Annotated in this window: 16 protein-coding genes and 1 tRNA gene; 7 read left to right on the top strand and 10 right to left on the bottom strand. The window is 54.4% G+C overall.

Going from position 1 to position 15507, the window contains the following annotated elements:
• Positions 1-3: 3 nt before the first annotated feature.
• Positions 4-1593 (bottom strand): TIGR04028 family ABC transporter substrate-binding protein, encoded by a 1590-nt coding sequence (locus NYE85_RS12540; protein ID WP_259006314.1) that lies wholly within the window; start codon positions 1591-1593, stop codon positions 4-6.
• A 223-nt stretch (positions 1594-1816) separates the two neighbouring features.
• On the bottom strand, positions 1817-2479 hold the full coding sequence (gene fsa, locus NYE85_RS12535) for a fructose-6-phosphate aldolase (RefSeq protein ID WP_259005086.1): 663 nt from the start codon (positions 2477-2479) through the stop codon (positions 1817-1819).
• A 137-nt stretch (positions 2480-2616) separates the two neighbouring features.
• Between fsa and NYE85_RS12530 the strand changes: the two genes are divergently transcribed.
• The 3 genes from NYE85_RS12530 (at position 2617) to NYE85_RS12520 (ending at position 6317) form a co-directional block, all read left to right on the top strand.
• Entirely contained in the window at positions 2617-3516 is a 900-nt protein-coding gene (locus tag NYE85_RS12530) for a glycyl-radical enzyme activating protein (RefSeq protein WP_259005085.1), read from the top strand.
• A gap of 4 nt (positions 3517-3520) precedes the next feature.
• Entirely contained in the window at positions 3521-5953 is a 2433-nt protein-coding gene (locus NYE85_RS12525) for a formate C-acetyltransferase/glycerol dehydratase family glycyl radical enzyme (RefSeq protein WP_259005084.1), read from the top strand.
• A 115-nt stretch (positions 5954-6068) separates the two neighbouring features.
• Entirely contained in the window at positions 6069-6317 is a 249-nt protein-coding gene (locus tag NYE85_RS12520) for a hypothetical protein (protein ID WP_259005083.1), read from the top strand.
• 15 nt (positions 6318-6332) lie between these two features.
• On the opposite strand, the gene NYE85_RS12515 is transcribed toward NYE85_RS12520, so the two are convergent.
• On the bottom strand, positions 6333-6962 hold the full coding sequence (locus tag NYE85_RS12515; RefSeq protein ID WP_259005082.1) for an alanyl-tRNA editing protein: 630 nt from the start codon (positions 6960-6962) through the stop codon (positions 6333-6335).
• 71 nt (positions 6963-7033) lie between these two features.
• On the opposite strand from NYE85_RS12515, the gene NYE85_RS12510 reads away from it, so the two are divergent.
• On the top strand, positions 7034-7990 hold the full coding sequence (locus NYE85_RS12510) for a LysR family transcriptional regulator (protein WP_259005080.1): 957 nt from the start codon (positions 7034-7036) through the stop codon (positions 7988-7990).
• Here the strand turns inward: NYE85_RS12510 and alkB are convergent.
• The 3 genes from alkB to agp all read right to left on the bottom strand — a co-directional run bounded on the left by alkB (position 7968) and on the right by agp (position 10713).
• Positions 7968-8615: a DNA oxidative demethylase AlkB gene (gene alkB / locus NYE85_RS12505; RefSeq protein WP_259005079.1), complete on the bottom strand. Its 648-nt coding sequence runs from the start codon at positions 8613-8615 to the stop codon at positions 7968-7970. The genes NYE85_RS12510 and alkB overlap by 23 nt on opposite strands.
• A gap of 101 nt (positions 8616-8716) precedes the next feature.
• Positions 8717-9412 (bottom strand): 4'-phosphopantetheinyl transferase, encoded by a 696-nt coding sequence (locus NYE85_RS12500; RefSeq protein ID WP_259005078.1) that lies wholly within the window; start codon positions 9410-9412, stop codon positions 8717-8719.
• A gap of 71 nt (positions 9413-9483) precedes the next feature.
• Positions 9484-10713, bottom strand: coding sequence for a bifunctional glucose-1-phosphatase/inositol phosphatase (agp, locus tag NYE85_RS12495; protein ID WP_259005077.1), 1230 nt, complete (start codon positions 10711-10713; stop codon positions 9484-9486).
• A gap of 350 nt (positions 10714-11063) precedes the next feature.
• Between agp and NYE85_RS12490 the strand changes: the two genes are divergently transcribed.
• Positions 11064-11139: transfer RNA gene (locus NYE85_RS12490), tRNA-Asn, on the top strand.
• A 217-nt stretch (positions 11140-11356) separates the two neighbouring features.
• Here NYE85_RS12490 and NYE85_RS12485 read toward each other — a convergent pair.
• From NYE85_RS12485 to NYE85_RS12475, 3 genes are all read right to left on the bottom strand, one after another.
• Positions 11357-12418 (bottom strand): pirin family protein, encoded by a 1062-nt coding sequence (locus tag NYE85_RS12485; RefSeq protein ID WP_259005076.1) that lies wholly within the window; start codon positions 12416-12418, stop codon positions 11357-11359.
• Positions 12419-12508: 90 nt separating this feature from the next.
• The gene (locus NYE85_RS12480) at positions 12509-13438 is read right to left on the bottom strand and encodes an NADP-dependent oxidoreductase (RefSeq protein ID WP_259005074.1); all 930 of its coding nucleotides are present in this window, start codon (positions 13436-13438) and stop codon (positions 12509-12511) included.
• Between the two features lie 122 nt (positions 13439-13560).
• On the bottom strand, positions 13561-14169 hold the full coding sequence (locus NYE85_RS12475) for an FMN-dependent NADH-azoreductase (protein ID WP_259005072.1): 609 nt from the start codon (positions 14167-14169) through the stop codon (positions 13561-13563).
• Positions 14170-14266: 97 nt separating this feature from the next.
• On the opposite strand from NYE85_RS12475, the gene NYE85_RS12470 reads away from it, so the two are divergent.
• A complete protein-coding gene (locus NYE85_RS12470) occupies positions 14267-14692 on the top strand; it encodes a helix-turn-helix domain-containing protein (protein ID WP_259005071.1) in 426 nt (141 codons plus the stop codon).
• 70 nt (positions 14693-14762) lie between these two features.
• The gene (locus NYE85_RS22805) at positions 14763-14891 is read left to right on the top strand and encodes an IS1 family transposase (protein WP_405050685.1); all 129 of its coding nucleotides are present in this window, start codon (positions 14763-14765) and stop codon (positions 14889-14891) included.
• Between the two features lie 170 nt (positions 14892-15061).
• On the opposite strand, the gene NYE85_RS12465 is transcribed toward NYE85_RS22805, so the two are convergent.
• Entirely contained in the window at positions 15062-15484 is a 423-nt protein-coding gene (locus NYE85_RS12465) for an RbsD/FucU family protein (RefSeq protein WP_259005070.1), read from the bottom strand.
• Between the last annotated feature and the right edge of the window lie 23 nt (positions 15485-15507).

The raw sequence follows: 15507 nt of genomic DNA, 5'->3' as shown, positions 1-15507 counted from the left end.
TCCCTAGTGCTTTTCCAACCATGCGCCGTAGAAGCTTGGCCGGCCTACGGCCTCGAAGCTTACGCCCTTCAGATACGGTGCACCGGCAAACACCTGCGGCTCTTCAAAAATCGGAATGACGTACGCCTGTTCAAGCAGGTAACGCTGGGCATCGCCGGCGATTTGCAGGCGTTTTGCCGCATCGACTTCGGCAGCAATGCCAAGCAGCAATGCGTTCAGCCGATCGTCACTGAAACGGCTGCTCTTGCCGCTGCCGCCTTGTTGCAGCAGGCCGTCGCGGTTAGTGGGAAAAAACTGGCTTTTGATCACGTCCGGATCGGCGCGGCCGACCTCAATTACCGCCAGCGGCGTTTTTTGCGGGTCAAGGTTATCCGCCACTTTGCTGCCGGCGTCGCCAGCCAGAATATTCAGACTGGCACCGACGTTGCGCCACTGCTGCGAAACCAGCTGCAACACCGCTTTGTTCTGCGGCTGCGGCAAGGATTCGTACACCGTCAGCCGCAGCTTTTTGCCGTCTTTTTCGCGCAGACCATCGGCGCCCTTTTTCCAGCCGGCCTCGTCCAGCAGCCGGTTGGCCAGCGCCGGATCGAAGTTAAGCCGATCGGACAGATCGATAAAACCGGCTGCGGACGAGGCCACCACCGAACGGGCCTGCGGGTAATTGGGCGAAAATAGCGTCTCGACGATCTGTTTACCGTCGGTGGCATGCAGCAGCGCCTGGCGCACCCGCAGGTCGCTGACCAACGGATTATCCGGGCGGAAGGCCAGACTGTCGTTCACGCCACGCGTCGGGGCGGCGTAAATGATAAAACCCCGATCGCGAGTGGGCTTTTCATCATAGGCCTGGATCTGGCGAATGAAATCCGCCTGCCCGGCCTGTAACGCGCCGATACGTACGCTGTCTTCGGCGGTGACGATCACTTTGATGCCATCCAGATTGGCGCGCCCCTGCTGCGCCAGTTTGGCCGGCCCCCAGCGGTAATCCTTGCGCACGCTGAGCGTCACTTCCCGCCCCAGCTTCTCATCGCTGACCACAAAGGGGCCGGAACCGATAATATTGCGGGCGTCGCCCAACTGCTCATAGCTGAGCGCCAGCGTGCTAAGCGCTACCAGGCCAGAGCCGATGGTGGCGGTGCCTTGCAGAAAGCCCGGCGACGGCCGTTTGAAATAGAACTTCACCGTCAGCGGATCGATCACTTCGCTGTGGTCATAGTTGTTGATCACTTCCGAAACCGGCAGCTTTTGCTGTTTGTTACCCAAGCCGTAGGTGTCGAAATTCCTGGCGACCGCGTTGGCGTCCAGCGGCGTACCGTCGGAAAAACTGACGCCGGGACGCAATGTGAAGGTGTATTCGGTTTTATCGGCGTTACTGCTCCAGGATTGCGCGATCCAGGGTTCGATCTCCAGCGTTTGCGGGTTCTGGTAGGTCAGCTTGTCGGTGATTTGATTGAGGATACCGCCGTTAGGATAAAAACCGCCGGAAGGCGGATAAAGCGTGGTATGCGCCTGCTGTTCCAGGTAAATCAGGGTGCCGCCCTGCACCACAGCCCAGGCGGGGCTGGCGCTGAGCGTCACCCCCAAAGCAACTGCCATTCCACTGGTTAAGGTATTGAATGAAAAATTAAACATGCTCGCCACGCCCTTATATATTTCTGGAGGTTATGGGTTAGATAACAAACCAAATCGTCAGGGAATTGAACGAACAAATCCGGCAATGCTTTGTTAGAAAATGCACAAGGTGGCCGGCCAAAACAGCGTCGGTGGCGATCAAGCGTCAGGGAGTTGGCCGGCAGGTAGTAAAAGACAAGAGGAACAGCTATAACGTTTTCCTGCCAAATGCCGCCATCCAGTCCTGTTCAAACTTCTCAATCGCAGCATCCACCGCCGGAGAGGCAATAAACTGCTGTGCGATATCCAGCGGCAGCGTAATGGACTGACAGCCTGTCAGTAGGCAATCCAGCGCCTGGCGTGGGGTTTTAAAGCTTGCCGCCAACACTTTCGCCTGCGGCGCGTGCAGAGCAAGCAACTGCTGAAGCTCCTCTACGCTGCGCATGCCGCTGCCCCCCTGGGCATCGATGCGGTTGACGTAAGGCGCAACGTATTCCGCTCCCGCCAGTGCCGCCAGCAACCCCTGTGTAGCGCTGTACACCGCCGTACCCAGCGTCGGAATGCCTTCGGCCTTTAACAGCGCAATTGCTGTCAGTCCCTCGGCGGTTACCGGAACCTTAACCACCAGATCGGCAACCATGGCGCGCAGTTGCCGAGCATCCTGCACCATCTCTTCTGCGCGCCGTGCCATCACCTGGGCAAACAATCGCCCCTTGCCGCCCAGCGCCTCCCGTAACTCCGGCAACAGCGCCGCCAGCGGCCGGTTGCCCGCTGCCACAATGCTCGGATTGGTGGTGACGCCTGCCAGAGGAAAAACGCGTGCCAGTTTTCTGACCGCCGTGACATCAGATGTATCGAGATAAAGCTCCATTACGGTTCCTCAAAGTGTGAGATTCAGCATGCTTTAAAACTATCACGCAGCAACCTTTCATTCAGTTGATAAAAATCAAAACATCCTTCATTAGAAGGTTATTTAATCTTCATATGAAACACGAGGGCGAATGAATTATGATTTTTAATATTCAGCGTTATTCCACTCATGACGGCCCCGGCATCCGCACGGTGGTGTTTATGAAAGGCTGCTCGCTGGGCTGCCGCTGGTGTCAAAACCCGGAAAGCCGCGCCCACGGACCGGAGCTGCTTTATGACGCTCGTCTGTGTCTTGACGGTTGCGATCTCTGCCAACAGGCGGCGCCGGAGGTTATCATGCGCACGCTGGACGGGCTGGTGATTGAGCGCGAAAAAATCGCCCCCGCGCACCTGAACGCGCTAACCGACTGCTGCCCCACTCAGGCCCTGACCGTTTGCGGCGAAACGAAAAGCGCCGATGAAATCATGGCTATCGTCCTGCGCGATAAACCTTTTTATGACCGCAGCGGCGGCGGTGTGACACTCTCCGGCGGCGAACCGTTTATGAACCCGGATCTGGCACTGCGCTTGCTGAAAGCCAGTCACCAACATGATATTCACACTGCCGTAGAAACCTGTCTGCACGTACCGTGGAAATACATCCAACCGGCGCTGCCCTGGATCGATCTGTTTCTTGCCGATCTCAAGCACGTTGATGCGGCTAAATTCCTGCACTGGACCGAGGGTTCCGCCAAGCGCGTACTGGATAATCTGCGGCGCGTTGCCGACGCAGGAAAACAGATCACCCTACGTGTCCCGCTAGTCCCCGGTTTTAACGCCGATGCTGAATCAATTGAAGCGATCGCCGATTTTGCCGCCAATGTGCTGCACGTTCGCGACATTCATTTTTTACCCTACCACACGCTCGGTATGAACAAGTACACCCTGCTTGGCGAGCCTTACCTTGCTCCTGATAAACCGCTTGACGATCCGGCTCTGCTGGCGCTCGCCCAACGCATTGCGGGCGATAAAGGGCTGATCGCAACCCTACGAGGATAATACGATGACAACCTTACAGCTCAACACCCTGACGGACCGCATCAAGGCACATAAAAACGCGCTGGTACATATCGTTAAACCACCGGTCTGCACCGAGCGGGCGCAGCATTACACCAGCGCTTATCAGCAGAATATGGATAAGCCGATTCCGCTTCGCCGCGCGCTGGCACTGGCGCATCATCTGGCGCAGCGCACCATCTGGATCAAGCACGACGAGTTGATCGTCGGCAACCAGGCCAGTGAAGTCCGCGCCGCCCCCATTTTCCCGGAATACACCGTCAGCTGGATCGAAAAGGAAATAGACGACCTGGCCGACAGGCCCGGTGCCGGCTTTGCCGTTAGCGAGGAGAACAAGCGCGTCCTGCACCAGATTTGCCCATGGTGGCGGGGGCAGACGGTGCAGGACAAATGCTATGGCATGTTCACCGACGAACAAAAGGCGCTGCTGGCCACCGGCATCATTAAAGCCGAAGGCAATATGACCTCCGGCGACGCGCATCTGGCGGTCAACTTCGCGTTGCTGCTGGAACAAGGTCTCGACGGCCTGCGTGAAAAAGTGGCGGAACGTCGCACACGCATCAACCTGACGGTGCTTGACGATCTGCATGGCGACCAGTTTCTCAAGGGGATTGATATCGTTCTACAAGCCGTCAGTCAGCATATCCTGCGTTTTGCCACGCTGGCTCGCGACATGGCGGCGCATGAAAGCCGTGAAAAGCGCCGCGACGAACTGCTGACGATCGCGGAAAACTGCGACGTTATCGCGCACCAACCACCGAAAACCTTCTGGCAGGCGCTGCAGCTGTGCTACTTCATCCAGTTGATACTACAAATTGAGTCCAATGGGCATTCGGTCTCTTTTGGTCGTATGGACCAGTATCTTTACCCGTACTACCGCCGCGACGTGGAACTGGATCATTCCCTGGAGCGGGAGCAGGCCATTGAGCTGCTGCACAGCTGCTGGCTGAAGCTGCTGGAGGTCAATAAAATTCGCTCCGGCTCCCACTCAAAAGCCTCGGCCGGTAGTCCGCTGTATCAGAACGTCACCATCGGCGGCCAGAAGCTGGTCAACGATCGGGCCATGGATGCGGTCAACCCGCTTTCTTACGCTATTCTCGAGTCCTGCGGTCGGCTGCGCTCCACCCAACCCAATCTGAGCGTGCGCTATCACGCAGGCATCAGTAACGACTTCCTCGACGCCTGCGTGCAGGTGATCCGCTGCGGCTTTGGCATGCCGGCGTTCAATAACGACGAAATCGTCATTGCGGAATTTATCAAACTTGGTATTGAGAAGCAGGATGCTTACGACTATGCCGCCATCGGCTGCATCGAAACCGCGGTCGGCGGTAAATGGGGCTACCGCTGTACCGGCATGAGCTTTATCAACTTTGCCCGAGTGATGCTGGCCGCGATGGAAGGCGGCCGCGACGCCACCAGTGGCGAGGTGTTCCTGCCGCAGGAGAAGGCGCTTTCCAAAGGCAACTTCGCTAATTTCGACGAGGTTCTCGCTGCCTGGGATAATCAGATCCGCTACTACACCCGCAAATCAATCGAAATTGAGTATGTGGTCGACACCATGCTCGAAGAGAACGTGCATGACATTCTCTGTTCTGCGCTGGTGGACGACTGCATTGAGCGTGCAAAGAGCATCAAACAGGGTGGTGCCAAGTACGATTGGGTATCGGGCCTGCAGGTCGGCATCGCCAACCTCGGTAACAGCCTGGCGGCGGTGAAGAAACTGGTCTTCGAACAGGGTGCGATTGGGCAGCAGCAGTTGGCAACCGCACTGGCGCAAGATTTCGATGGCCTAAGCCATGAGCAACTGCGCCAGCGTCTGATTAACGGCGCGCCGAAATACGGCAATGACGAAGACAGCGTTGACGCCCTGCTGGTACGCGCCTACCAGACGTATATCGATGAGCTAAAGCTGTACCACAATCCGCGTTATGGTCGCGGCCCGATCGGCGGCAATTATTACGCAGGCACCTCTTCCATTTCCGCCAACGTGCCATTTGGCGCCGCCACCATGGCCACGCCGGATGGACGCAAGGCACATACGCCGCTGGCGGAAGGCGCAAGCCCGGCGTCAGGCACCGACCATCTCGGCCCCACCGCCGTCATTGGCTCGGTGGGTAAACTGCAAACGGGCTCTATTCTTGGCGGGGTACTGTTGAATCAGAAACTGAATCCGGCGACGCTGGATAACGACAGCGATCGCCAGAAGCTGATGGCACTGTTGCGCACCTTCTTTGAGGTACATAAAGGCTGGCATATTCAATATAACATCGTCTCGCGTGAAACCCTGCTGGATGCAAAACAGCACCCGGACCAGTATCGTGACCTGGTAGTGCGCGTGGCGGGCTACTCGGCGTTCTTTACCGCGCTGTCGCCAGACGCCCAGGACGATATCATCGCCCGTACCGAGCATATGCTGTAAGCGGTTTCTGTCTCGTCCAGCCCCCTGCCGACGCGCAGGAGGGGCTGGAACGGCGGCATGGCTTGGCAGGCGGATATTTTTGTTATAACGTATCAAAAAATCCGAGGGACGCACGATGAAACCACAGCTGAGCGCATTACTGTTAACCCTGCTGGCCGGTAAGGCGATGGCCTTTCAGGCGCAGGTTTCCTCGCCGCAGCCGGCGCAAGCCGGCTCGGCTGCAAACGCCTTTGAATCCCGGTTTTACGGTTTCCATGCCATGGATACGCAGGCGGTCAGCATCGGCAGCTGTAGCACACGGCCGGTGGCCGGCTGTCAATGCGGCTTCTGCACCCTGTTACGCAATGCCGGGGCGGCTAAATAACCCCGTTGGTGCGGCTCAGTCAAGCTGATACTGCACCACCAGCTGGCCTTTCTTCATTTTTACCGCCGTAATCTGCACCTGCCCCAGCTCGGCCAGCGAAGACACGTGGGTGCCGCCGCAGCCATAGGCCGGCAACTCGCCAAACCCCACTTTGCGCATGCCATTTTCCGCCTGCTGCACGCGCGGCAGATCCAGCGCAATCAACTGCGCCAGTTCGGCTTGCAGCCACGCCGGCTCCACGGTTTTCGCACCGCTACCGGGTGCAAAGGTGATACGCCCCTCTCCCGGCCAATGGTGAGCCTTGACCGGTTGCCACCCCTGCCGCTCCCCCAGCCCGCCAATCAGATGACCCGCAGAATGCCAACGCGCATGCAACGCGCGCTGCGCTGGGTCGATAGTCAGCGTAACCGGCCCCAACGGTAACGGCTGGCCGATCACATGCAGCACCTGCTCATCCTGTTGCTGCAATTGCAGCAGCGGCACGCCGTTCAGCCAGCCGCTGTCTGCCGGTTGTCCGCCCCCCTGCGGGTGGAACAGGGTCGCGTCCAGCACCACGGCGTAATTGCCGTCATCCCGCGCGTTGCAGGCCAGCAGTTGGGCAGTCAACTGCAGATCGTCACTGTAGTAATAGCGTCGCTCAGTCATTGGTTTCTCCTTATTCCCGATACCGGCATTATAATCATGTCATAATTAACTGATAATCCGTCGTCAACAGAATGGACTTTTGCGCTGTGATCACAAATCAAACTTCACCGCTGCTGGCCGAAATGGCCGTATTTGCCCAGGTAGTGGAAAGCGGCAGCTTTTCCGCTGCCGCCCGCCGGCTGGGCGCCACACCGTCAGCCATCAGCCGCAGCGTCAGCAAACTGGAGCAGGCGTTGAACCTGCGTTTGCTGCATCGCACCACCCGCAAACTGCGCCTCAGCGAACAGGGCGAGGCGGTTTTTCAGCATTGCCAGCAGATGCTGGCGGCCGCCAATGCCGCCATGACCGTCAGCAGGCAAGGCAACGCAGAACCGCAAGGACTGGTCAGCGTCAGCGTGCCAAAGGCGGTTGGCCGCTTTGTGCTGCACCCGCACATGCCGGAGTTTTTGCGACGCTATCCGCAGGTCGACGTACGTCTGCGACTGGAAGACCGCTATATGGATTTGATTGACGACCGAGTCGATCTGGCTCTGCGCATTACCGATCGACCCTCGCCGGGCCTGATTGGCCGCCAGTTGATGACCGTCGAGCATCTACTGTGCGCCACGCCGCATTATCTGGCACAGCACGGCACCCCGCAGCAACCACAGGATTTGGCGCAGCACAGCTGTATTTACCTGGGAGAAACGCCGCACGACGCCCGCTGGAAGTTCCGCCGCGCCGGTAAAACGGTAACGGTCAAGGTGGGTGGCCGCTATGCCGCCAATCACACCGGAGTGCGGCTGGACGCGGTGCGCCAGCATATTGGCATTGGCAGCCTGCCGTACTTTACCGCGCGACAGGCGCTGGCCGAGGGTGAGGTGGTACAGGTGCTGGCAGATTGGGATTTTCTTAGCAGTTATCAGGGGGGCTTGTGGCTACTGTACGCACCGACCCAGCACCTGCCGGCAAAATTGCGGGTATTTATCGATTATATTGTCAGCTGCCTGGCAGCGGAGCCGCAGCTTAAAGCGCCTTGCGCAAAGTGATGTTGATGCGGTGCGGCCCGACCAGCGAGTGGTAGCCCTCTTTTACCGGCATAATGCCATGAAAACACAGCCGCGACGGACCGCCCCATACCACCACGTCGCCATGCGCCAACGGAATACGCCGGGTTTTATCGCTGCGCTGCAAACCACCGAACTGGAATACCGCCGGTAGCCCCAACGACACCGAGACGATGGGCGAACCAAAGTCATGCTCGTCCTTATCTTGGTGCAACGACAGTTTGCTGCCGGGATCGTAACGGTTCATCAGACAGGAATCCGGCACGTAATGGCCAAAACCGGCCTGTAACGCGGCTTCGTCGGCCAGTGCCATCAGGATGTCGGGGATCGGCGGCCAGCGTTTGCCGCTGCGCGAGTCGCGCTCGGAATAACGGTAGCCACGGCTGTCACTGGTCCAGCCGTTACCGCACCAGCTCATGGCCACCGACATGGTATAGCCGCCGGGCGTGGTCATGTGCCGCCACGGTACCTGTGCCACCACGCTCTGCACCGCCGCCAGCAGTTCGGGGCCGTGGTCACGGACAAACCCATGCAGCACCACCGCACCGGGCGCAATTTCTTCACGCCACGGTGGCGGTAACGCGTCTTCAAACAGATCGAGCGTCATTACCAATTACCTGTTTATATATCCAGTGTTTATTTTAGCGCTAAAAACACCGTTGTCCAGCCTCGATCGCACTGGCCAAAACAAACACATATCCCGTTGAATTATAAATGCATAAATGTTGTTACACTGTCATTTTCGAGCAAGAAACGCCCACTAAATCGCCGCCCCGCCGGGCAATGTGGCGTCAGCGTCGTCAGTAATTCCAGCTCCAGCGTTTGCGCCTGCCAGTCAACCGCCACCGTACGCGCATCAAGAAAATCAAAGTAACGCTGCACCTGCGGATACAGCGCCTTAAACAGGCTTTCCTTGGCGGAGAACACCAGCGTCAGCAAATGAGGAAAGGCTATCGGCTGGCGTTGTAGCCAGGCATGCTCTTGCGTCGAGACTATCGCTTGCCACAGTTGCACCGCGCGCTGTTGCGTCATCAGCGTTTCGACATCCAGCCCGACGCCGCCAAGGCCGTGTTCCCGCTGTACTGCACACAGTACCGTATCAACATTATGACTTAGCGCGCCGGCGACGCCCGGTGGCCAGACCGGCGCACGATGGTCACCGGTGGTGACGGTAACGCCGTGATGATCCAACTGCGCCAACGCCTGCCGCGCCAGACAGCGTCCGGCCAGATACTCCGCCCGCCGCTTGGCCACCGCCGCAGACAGATGCGCCGGAAACGGGATAGCAAAGTGGGAAAACAGGGAATCGTGGTACTCGGCCACGCTGAAACGGCCGCGGATCACGTGGCCGGGATAATCGCTGAAATTCAGCCATTGAATATCGGTAAGGAAACAGGCAGACACGTTGAAACCAGATGAACGGGCAATGCCCCAGTGTAATGCCCCCGTCCCGCTGGGGAAAGGGGCAGACAGCGTTACAACATCTCTTGCATGGTTTTCTTGAAGTCGCTCCAGGCGCAAAATCCCTGGTTATCAGTCGGACAACCTTCCAGTGCCAGCGTCACGCGCTGCGGCGGGTGCGCCAGCGTCAGTTTATCGGCGTTACGCAGCTGTTCGGTGGATTGGTAGACGTATTCGATCTTCAGCAAATCCCGATCCTGTTTGGCATCATGCCAACGCTGGAACACCAGTTTGCCGCCGATTGGGGTTTTCTCATATTGGTTCGGTAACTGATACGATTTGAACTTCATCGCCGACAGCAGCGAGGCAATGTTGGAATCGTGGCCGACCAACACGGTCAATTTCGGCGAATGGGTTTTATCTGCGCCGTTCAGCGCCGAATTAATGTAAGTCAGCAGCGGTTTGGCGACGTTTTGCGCCACTACCGATGAGGTGAACAGCGCATCCTGATAACCGTCTTTCAACTGCGCCAGCTGGCGCCACTGGTCGGGCGTGCTCACTTTGCCCCACGCCACCTGCGTCAGCGGGAAACCTTCGTAATATTGCAGCATAAAGGCGTCAACCAGCGAGTTACCCACCTTTAACGGCCCCGTTACCCCCGGCTCCTTGCCCGGCACCGCACTCATCTTGCTCGGTTCGGCGGTCAGATCGCACTGGCGGTCGGTCTTGCAGGCGTTGGAGTCCTGGTAATCGATAATGCTCGCCAACTGGCGATAGGCGGCCTCCAACTGCAATGAGTCCAGTTTGGCATTCATCGCTTTTAGCGCCTGCTGATTAAACGTTTCGCTGTTATCGGTGATGATCGGGTTAAAGGTCGGGTCCATCTCGCCCATTTTCGCCTGATGATGCACCGCCACGTCACAGCCGGGGAACGCCCCGTTGGTGAAGAACTGCGCGGTGGCTACCGTACGTTGCAGGCTGTTGGCATAAACGTATACGCTGTCTTGCGCCGGGCAGCCCTCCGCTGGCAGCAGGCCGGTTTGCTTTAGCCAGGCGTTAAAATAATGGCCCATATACACTTCCAGCACCCCACCCTTGGTGGTCAGCAGACCTCCGGGGGTGTCCCACGCTGGCCAGGCCTGCGGCGTGGCGTTCGCCAGTACGCTGCCGTTGTTGGCCAACGGTGCGCGCAGGTTGTGGCGGCTCATCACCAATACCTGTTCCAGTTGATAGCCTTCGGCCTCGGCCAGCGCCGAGGCGCTGAACAGCATCGGCAAGCACAGCAGTAACGTTTTTCTTTTCATCCCGCTTGTCCCTATTGTGTGTATTTTTAGTGAGTTAGCTTGAGCTGGCTATCATGGCGGGGTTGTGTGGGCAAATGTGTGATGCAAATCACGGGCAGACAAACCCGCCCCCGCAGAGAGAAGCGCAACGGGCACTGCGCGACAGCAGCTGGCCGGCGATAATGGCGGCAGCCGTACCGTTACACAAGGCCAGACGCACGCCGTTCACTGCCGCCCTATCGGCCAAAGGGCCAATAAATCTGCAAAAAACTCAAGCAATTGCGCATTCTGTAAGCAAACAGTCACAGAATGCGTAATCGCCCTTTGACATGCCCCCGGCAGGTCGTTATGATTCCCGCCGTTCACACGATTCCTCTGTAGTTCAGTCGGTAGAACGGCGGACTGTTAATCCGTATGTCACTGGTTCGAGTCCAGTCAGAGGAGCCATATTTAGAGAAGCCCGCTTAAGGAAACTTGAGCGGGCTTTTTGCTTTTGGGGTGATAAGGCGCTGGGCATCACCGACTCCCCATAAAGGTGAGGATCGATACTGTCGACTGTTATGGGAGCTGTCCAATCTTCATCTATTATGTGCCTGGCTCCGTTGTTGGCGTAAATATATCGAAAACAAGCATAGGCACAATTTAAATTACAGGCTCGAAATACCTAGTCGTGCCTCTCCTCCTTGTGAGAATCTGAGGGCGGAATGCCGATCTCTACCTGGCCAGGATAGCGAGCGAAGCGTTGTTCACTACTGCCATATACCGGCTCATAATTAGCCCACAACCAATCACCAAAGTGGCTACGTCTATAATCTAACTTAGCCTGGTGAATTTCTGCCTCGGTATTCATAACAAAGGGGCCCTCCGCGACAACAGGCTCATTCAAAGGCACACCTTGCAGCAACAAAAACTGAACTTGTTTTTCTCCATAATTAGCAACAGGCAAGGGTTGTAGCGCATCAACCTGAATCAATTTACTGGTGCCAACCGATTGTGAGTCGATTTGTAACCCCATACCATCGAAAACATACAAAGTACGCTGGTTTTCATTCAATCTAGCTGCTGGGAGGGTTAATGTAGCGCCTGGTTGAAGAGTCACTAACCAAATTGCTACTTCTGCGTTGTCATCAGCTGCCCAACTGTTCTCGGGGGGAGATGGTGGGCGCAACGCTTGGTTTTGATCCAGAAGATGTAATTGCCCAGCAATTACCTCAACGCTAGCTCCATTGTTGCAGTAGCGGGGAATAGTTTCTGACCAAAGCATTTTGAAAGCCGGTGGTACCATTTTTTTATGTGACGGCAAATTTAACCAAATTTGAAATAATTCCAAAGTATTAGTTTTGTCCGTATGTACTAAAGGAAACATTTCCGCATGTTGTATGCCTTGCCCCGCAGTAAGCCATTGCACATCCCCTGCTCCGTATCTTGCCATTCCCCCTAGAGAATCGGCATGGTCCACGTACCCAGAACGCACTATTGTAACGGTTTCAAAACCACGGTGAGGGTGGGCCGGAAACCCTGGCACAGAATGACCATGATACATACTGTATCCATGTAAATGGCTGAAGTCATTACCCAGCGTTCGATCATTAAGATGATGAAGGTCGATTCCCAACTGGCCGTTACCCTCTGGATAATTATCTATATGATAAGCGCAGAACAGGAAAGGATCATTCCCTCTCCAAGGGCGATTAAGTTCACTTACATGTAAGATTAAATCTTTCATAACAATATCCTTTTAACCACACCTATATTATTTCAACCAAGAATATGAAAATTTATTAGTACGCTATGGAAAACATATAAAACAATGAAATCAAATCAAGTCACTAGCAATTCCAAGTATAATTTTCCCCTTTACGTGCCCTGCCTGGCTTTTACTATAGGCGTCTGCCGCCTCTTCTAAGTCGTACACACTGTCGATCGTGGGGGTTATTTTACCTTCAGCTACAAACTGGTTGATAACGCCCATATATTCACCTTGAACCCCTCGCATGAATACTCCCTTCTTATTTTCCTTGACTGCATCATTAGGTATCACCGGTTGACGTAATAAACTGATTAACAACCCGCCGTTGCGTAAAGCAGACCAGGAACGCGCTTCCAAGTCATCGTTGACGATATTCAATACAACATCCATGTCGTGCACAATATTTTCAAATGACTCTTTCTGATAATCGATCACGTGGTGAGCACCGATTTGTTTTACCATGTCTACATTGCTTGACGATGTTGTAGCCCATATTTCTCCACCTGCAAGTTCAGCCAATTGGACGGCGTATTGACCAACACCACCAGAGGCTCCGTGAATAAGTATTTTTTGTCCGGCCCGTATCTGCGCTACATTATGCAATGCGGAATAAGCTACCTGTGCTCCACTAGGGATAGCAGCAGCCTGAAGTAAACTGATATTATCAGGAAGCTTAGCGACCATACCTGGCTGCATCACCGCATACTCCGCAACCATAGCATGGGCACGGCCATAAACCCGATCTCCTTCCGAGAATCCTGTCACTCCCCCACCGACAGCTTCTATAACACCAGCGCCTTCAAAACCTGGAACAAATGGAAAAGGGGTCGGCATAACTTGCTTCATGGAACCAATAATCAACTTCCAATCCAGAGGATTAACGCCAACTGCCGCAACCCTGATCAATAACTCTCCATGTCGTACTGTAGGTTTAGGCTCTTCAGTGATACTTATCTGGCTTAGCTCGGTATAGTCTTTTACTTTGATTAGCCGCATACATTAACTCCATATAACAAGATGGCTGACATGATTGGAGGTGTGGATTTAATTAATTGCAGAATGATTTAAGTTACCTCTGCAAATCCCTCCATGAATAATACAGGCTTTAGATAGGGTAATTACTCTAGATGAGATATTTTTTGCAAGGCTTCAGATATAGATAATTCTCGCTGCTCAGCGCTAATCGCGACGCCATCAGCAGTGATAACTTCTGGGTTTGTAATGCCCAGGAACAGAAATACGCTTTTGAGATAGCTCAGCGTATGTTCAAAACTCTCCGTGGGCGAACCCTGACCATAAAAACCACCGCGCGCAACCGCAAGAATTACGCGTTTATTACCCACTAACCCCTCAGAGCCTTGAGAGGTATAACGGAATGTTTTACCCGCTACCGCAATTCTATCAATCCATGCTTTGAGCTGACTCGGAACGCTGAAATTATATTGCGCAACGCCTATCACAATAATATCGGCAGCAAGAAACTCATCAAGAATCTGTGCTCCCAGTGCCAAATCCTTTTGTAGAGTTACTTCATGTTGGCCACCTTCATTCTGGGCAGCGGCCAAATAGGCACCAGAAAGATGTGGGACAGTATCTGTCGCTAAATCACGATAAGTTACCGTGAGTCCCGGTACAGTGTCCTTTACTTGTGCAACAACTGCAGCAGACAGAACGCGACTGACGGAGTTGTCAGCCAGAATACTAGAATCAATGTGTAAAAGTTGCATATTTCAATCCTTGCGCAGTTTAATGAAACCTAACTTGTTGAATAAAAACATAGGAACAAAATGTGCGTAGCATACAATTTGTTCTCGATGTTATACTATGGCAGGTAACGAATCTAAACAAGGAGGCACTTTTTTGGGCGATACGAACAAATTTGTTAGTATTGAGACATCACTACACTCTGATACTAATTGCCGGGCTGTGGCCGAAACGCTCTCTCGCATAGGAGATAAATGGACTGTCCTTGTGGTTTACGCATTGCGTGATGGGACTCTTCGATATAGTGAGATTCGTCGCGCTGTTAGCGGAATTTCTCAGCGCATGCTGACACTCACATTGAAAGGGTTGGAGCGTGACGGCATTGTCGACCGCACCGTATATCCTACTATCCCACCATGTGTGGAATATAAATTAACTGATTTGGGTTGGAGTCTGCTCGTTCCCCTGCAGATGCTGTTCCAATGGGCTGTAGATTGGCAATTTCTTATGCGTCAAGCAAGAGAGAAATTTGATGCGAAAAAATAAACGTATTTGTTTTTTCGCAGTGCCGTCAAATAGCCGGGTGTTGTTATATCATTCAGTTAATTAAGGCGTTATTTTTGCTACGATTACTGGCCTTTGCCCTCATTGTGATTCTGCTAATATTTACCGAAATGGTTCCAGCCCAATCGGCATGAACGCTTCGAGTATTAATGCGGTCACCGTGTTCGTTATAAAGGGATGAAAAAATATTGATAGCGCATTGCCAGCCAGGAAGAGTGAATACGGCGTGGGTGCTTTTTCATAAAATCCATCAGCTCAGGAGCCAGAGGCTGAACCTAGTGCATATTGCTGCGATCAAATAGCCTCATGCCCGTGCTGCTGGAAAAAAGAGGCTATTGTGTAGTGGCGAAATCAGTCGAGAATAACCGGCGCGACGGTCAGCAGTAAATTGGCAAAGCGGCGGGTTTCGCCACTGGCAATCACCAGCAGGGTCATCTCTGACTTGACCTGACTATAGAAGGCTTCCCGCTCCAGATAGGTTACGGAACAGGAGGCCGGTAAGAGAGACAGGTATTCCCCGGCAATGGTATTTTCAAACGACGTCGGCCAGCTCATCATCATCGCCTGCTCAACGTTAATGATTTGCAGCAATTTTTCCAGAATAAGCGAGGCGGCAACGGTGCCTGGTGCCAGATTCAGATAGACAACCTCAACTCCCTTGGGGGCATTACTTTCAAAAGCATAGTTTGCATCGGCAATGAGGATCTGTGTTTTATGGCCACATTTAGCAAGGCTGCTGATGAGCTGTGGATGAATAATCGCTGATTTTATCATGATAACAACCCGTGATAGGAAAG

It is taken from the genome of Serratia sp. AKBS12 (genome assembly GCF_024793895.1).
Lineage (GTDB): Bacteria > Pseudomonadota > Gammaproteobacteria > Enterobacterales > Enterobacteriaceae > Serratia_F.
The sequence above is the reverse complement of the archived record's forward strand: the minus strand, read 5'-3'. Positions and strand labels throughout refer to the sequence as shown.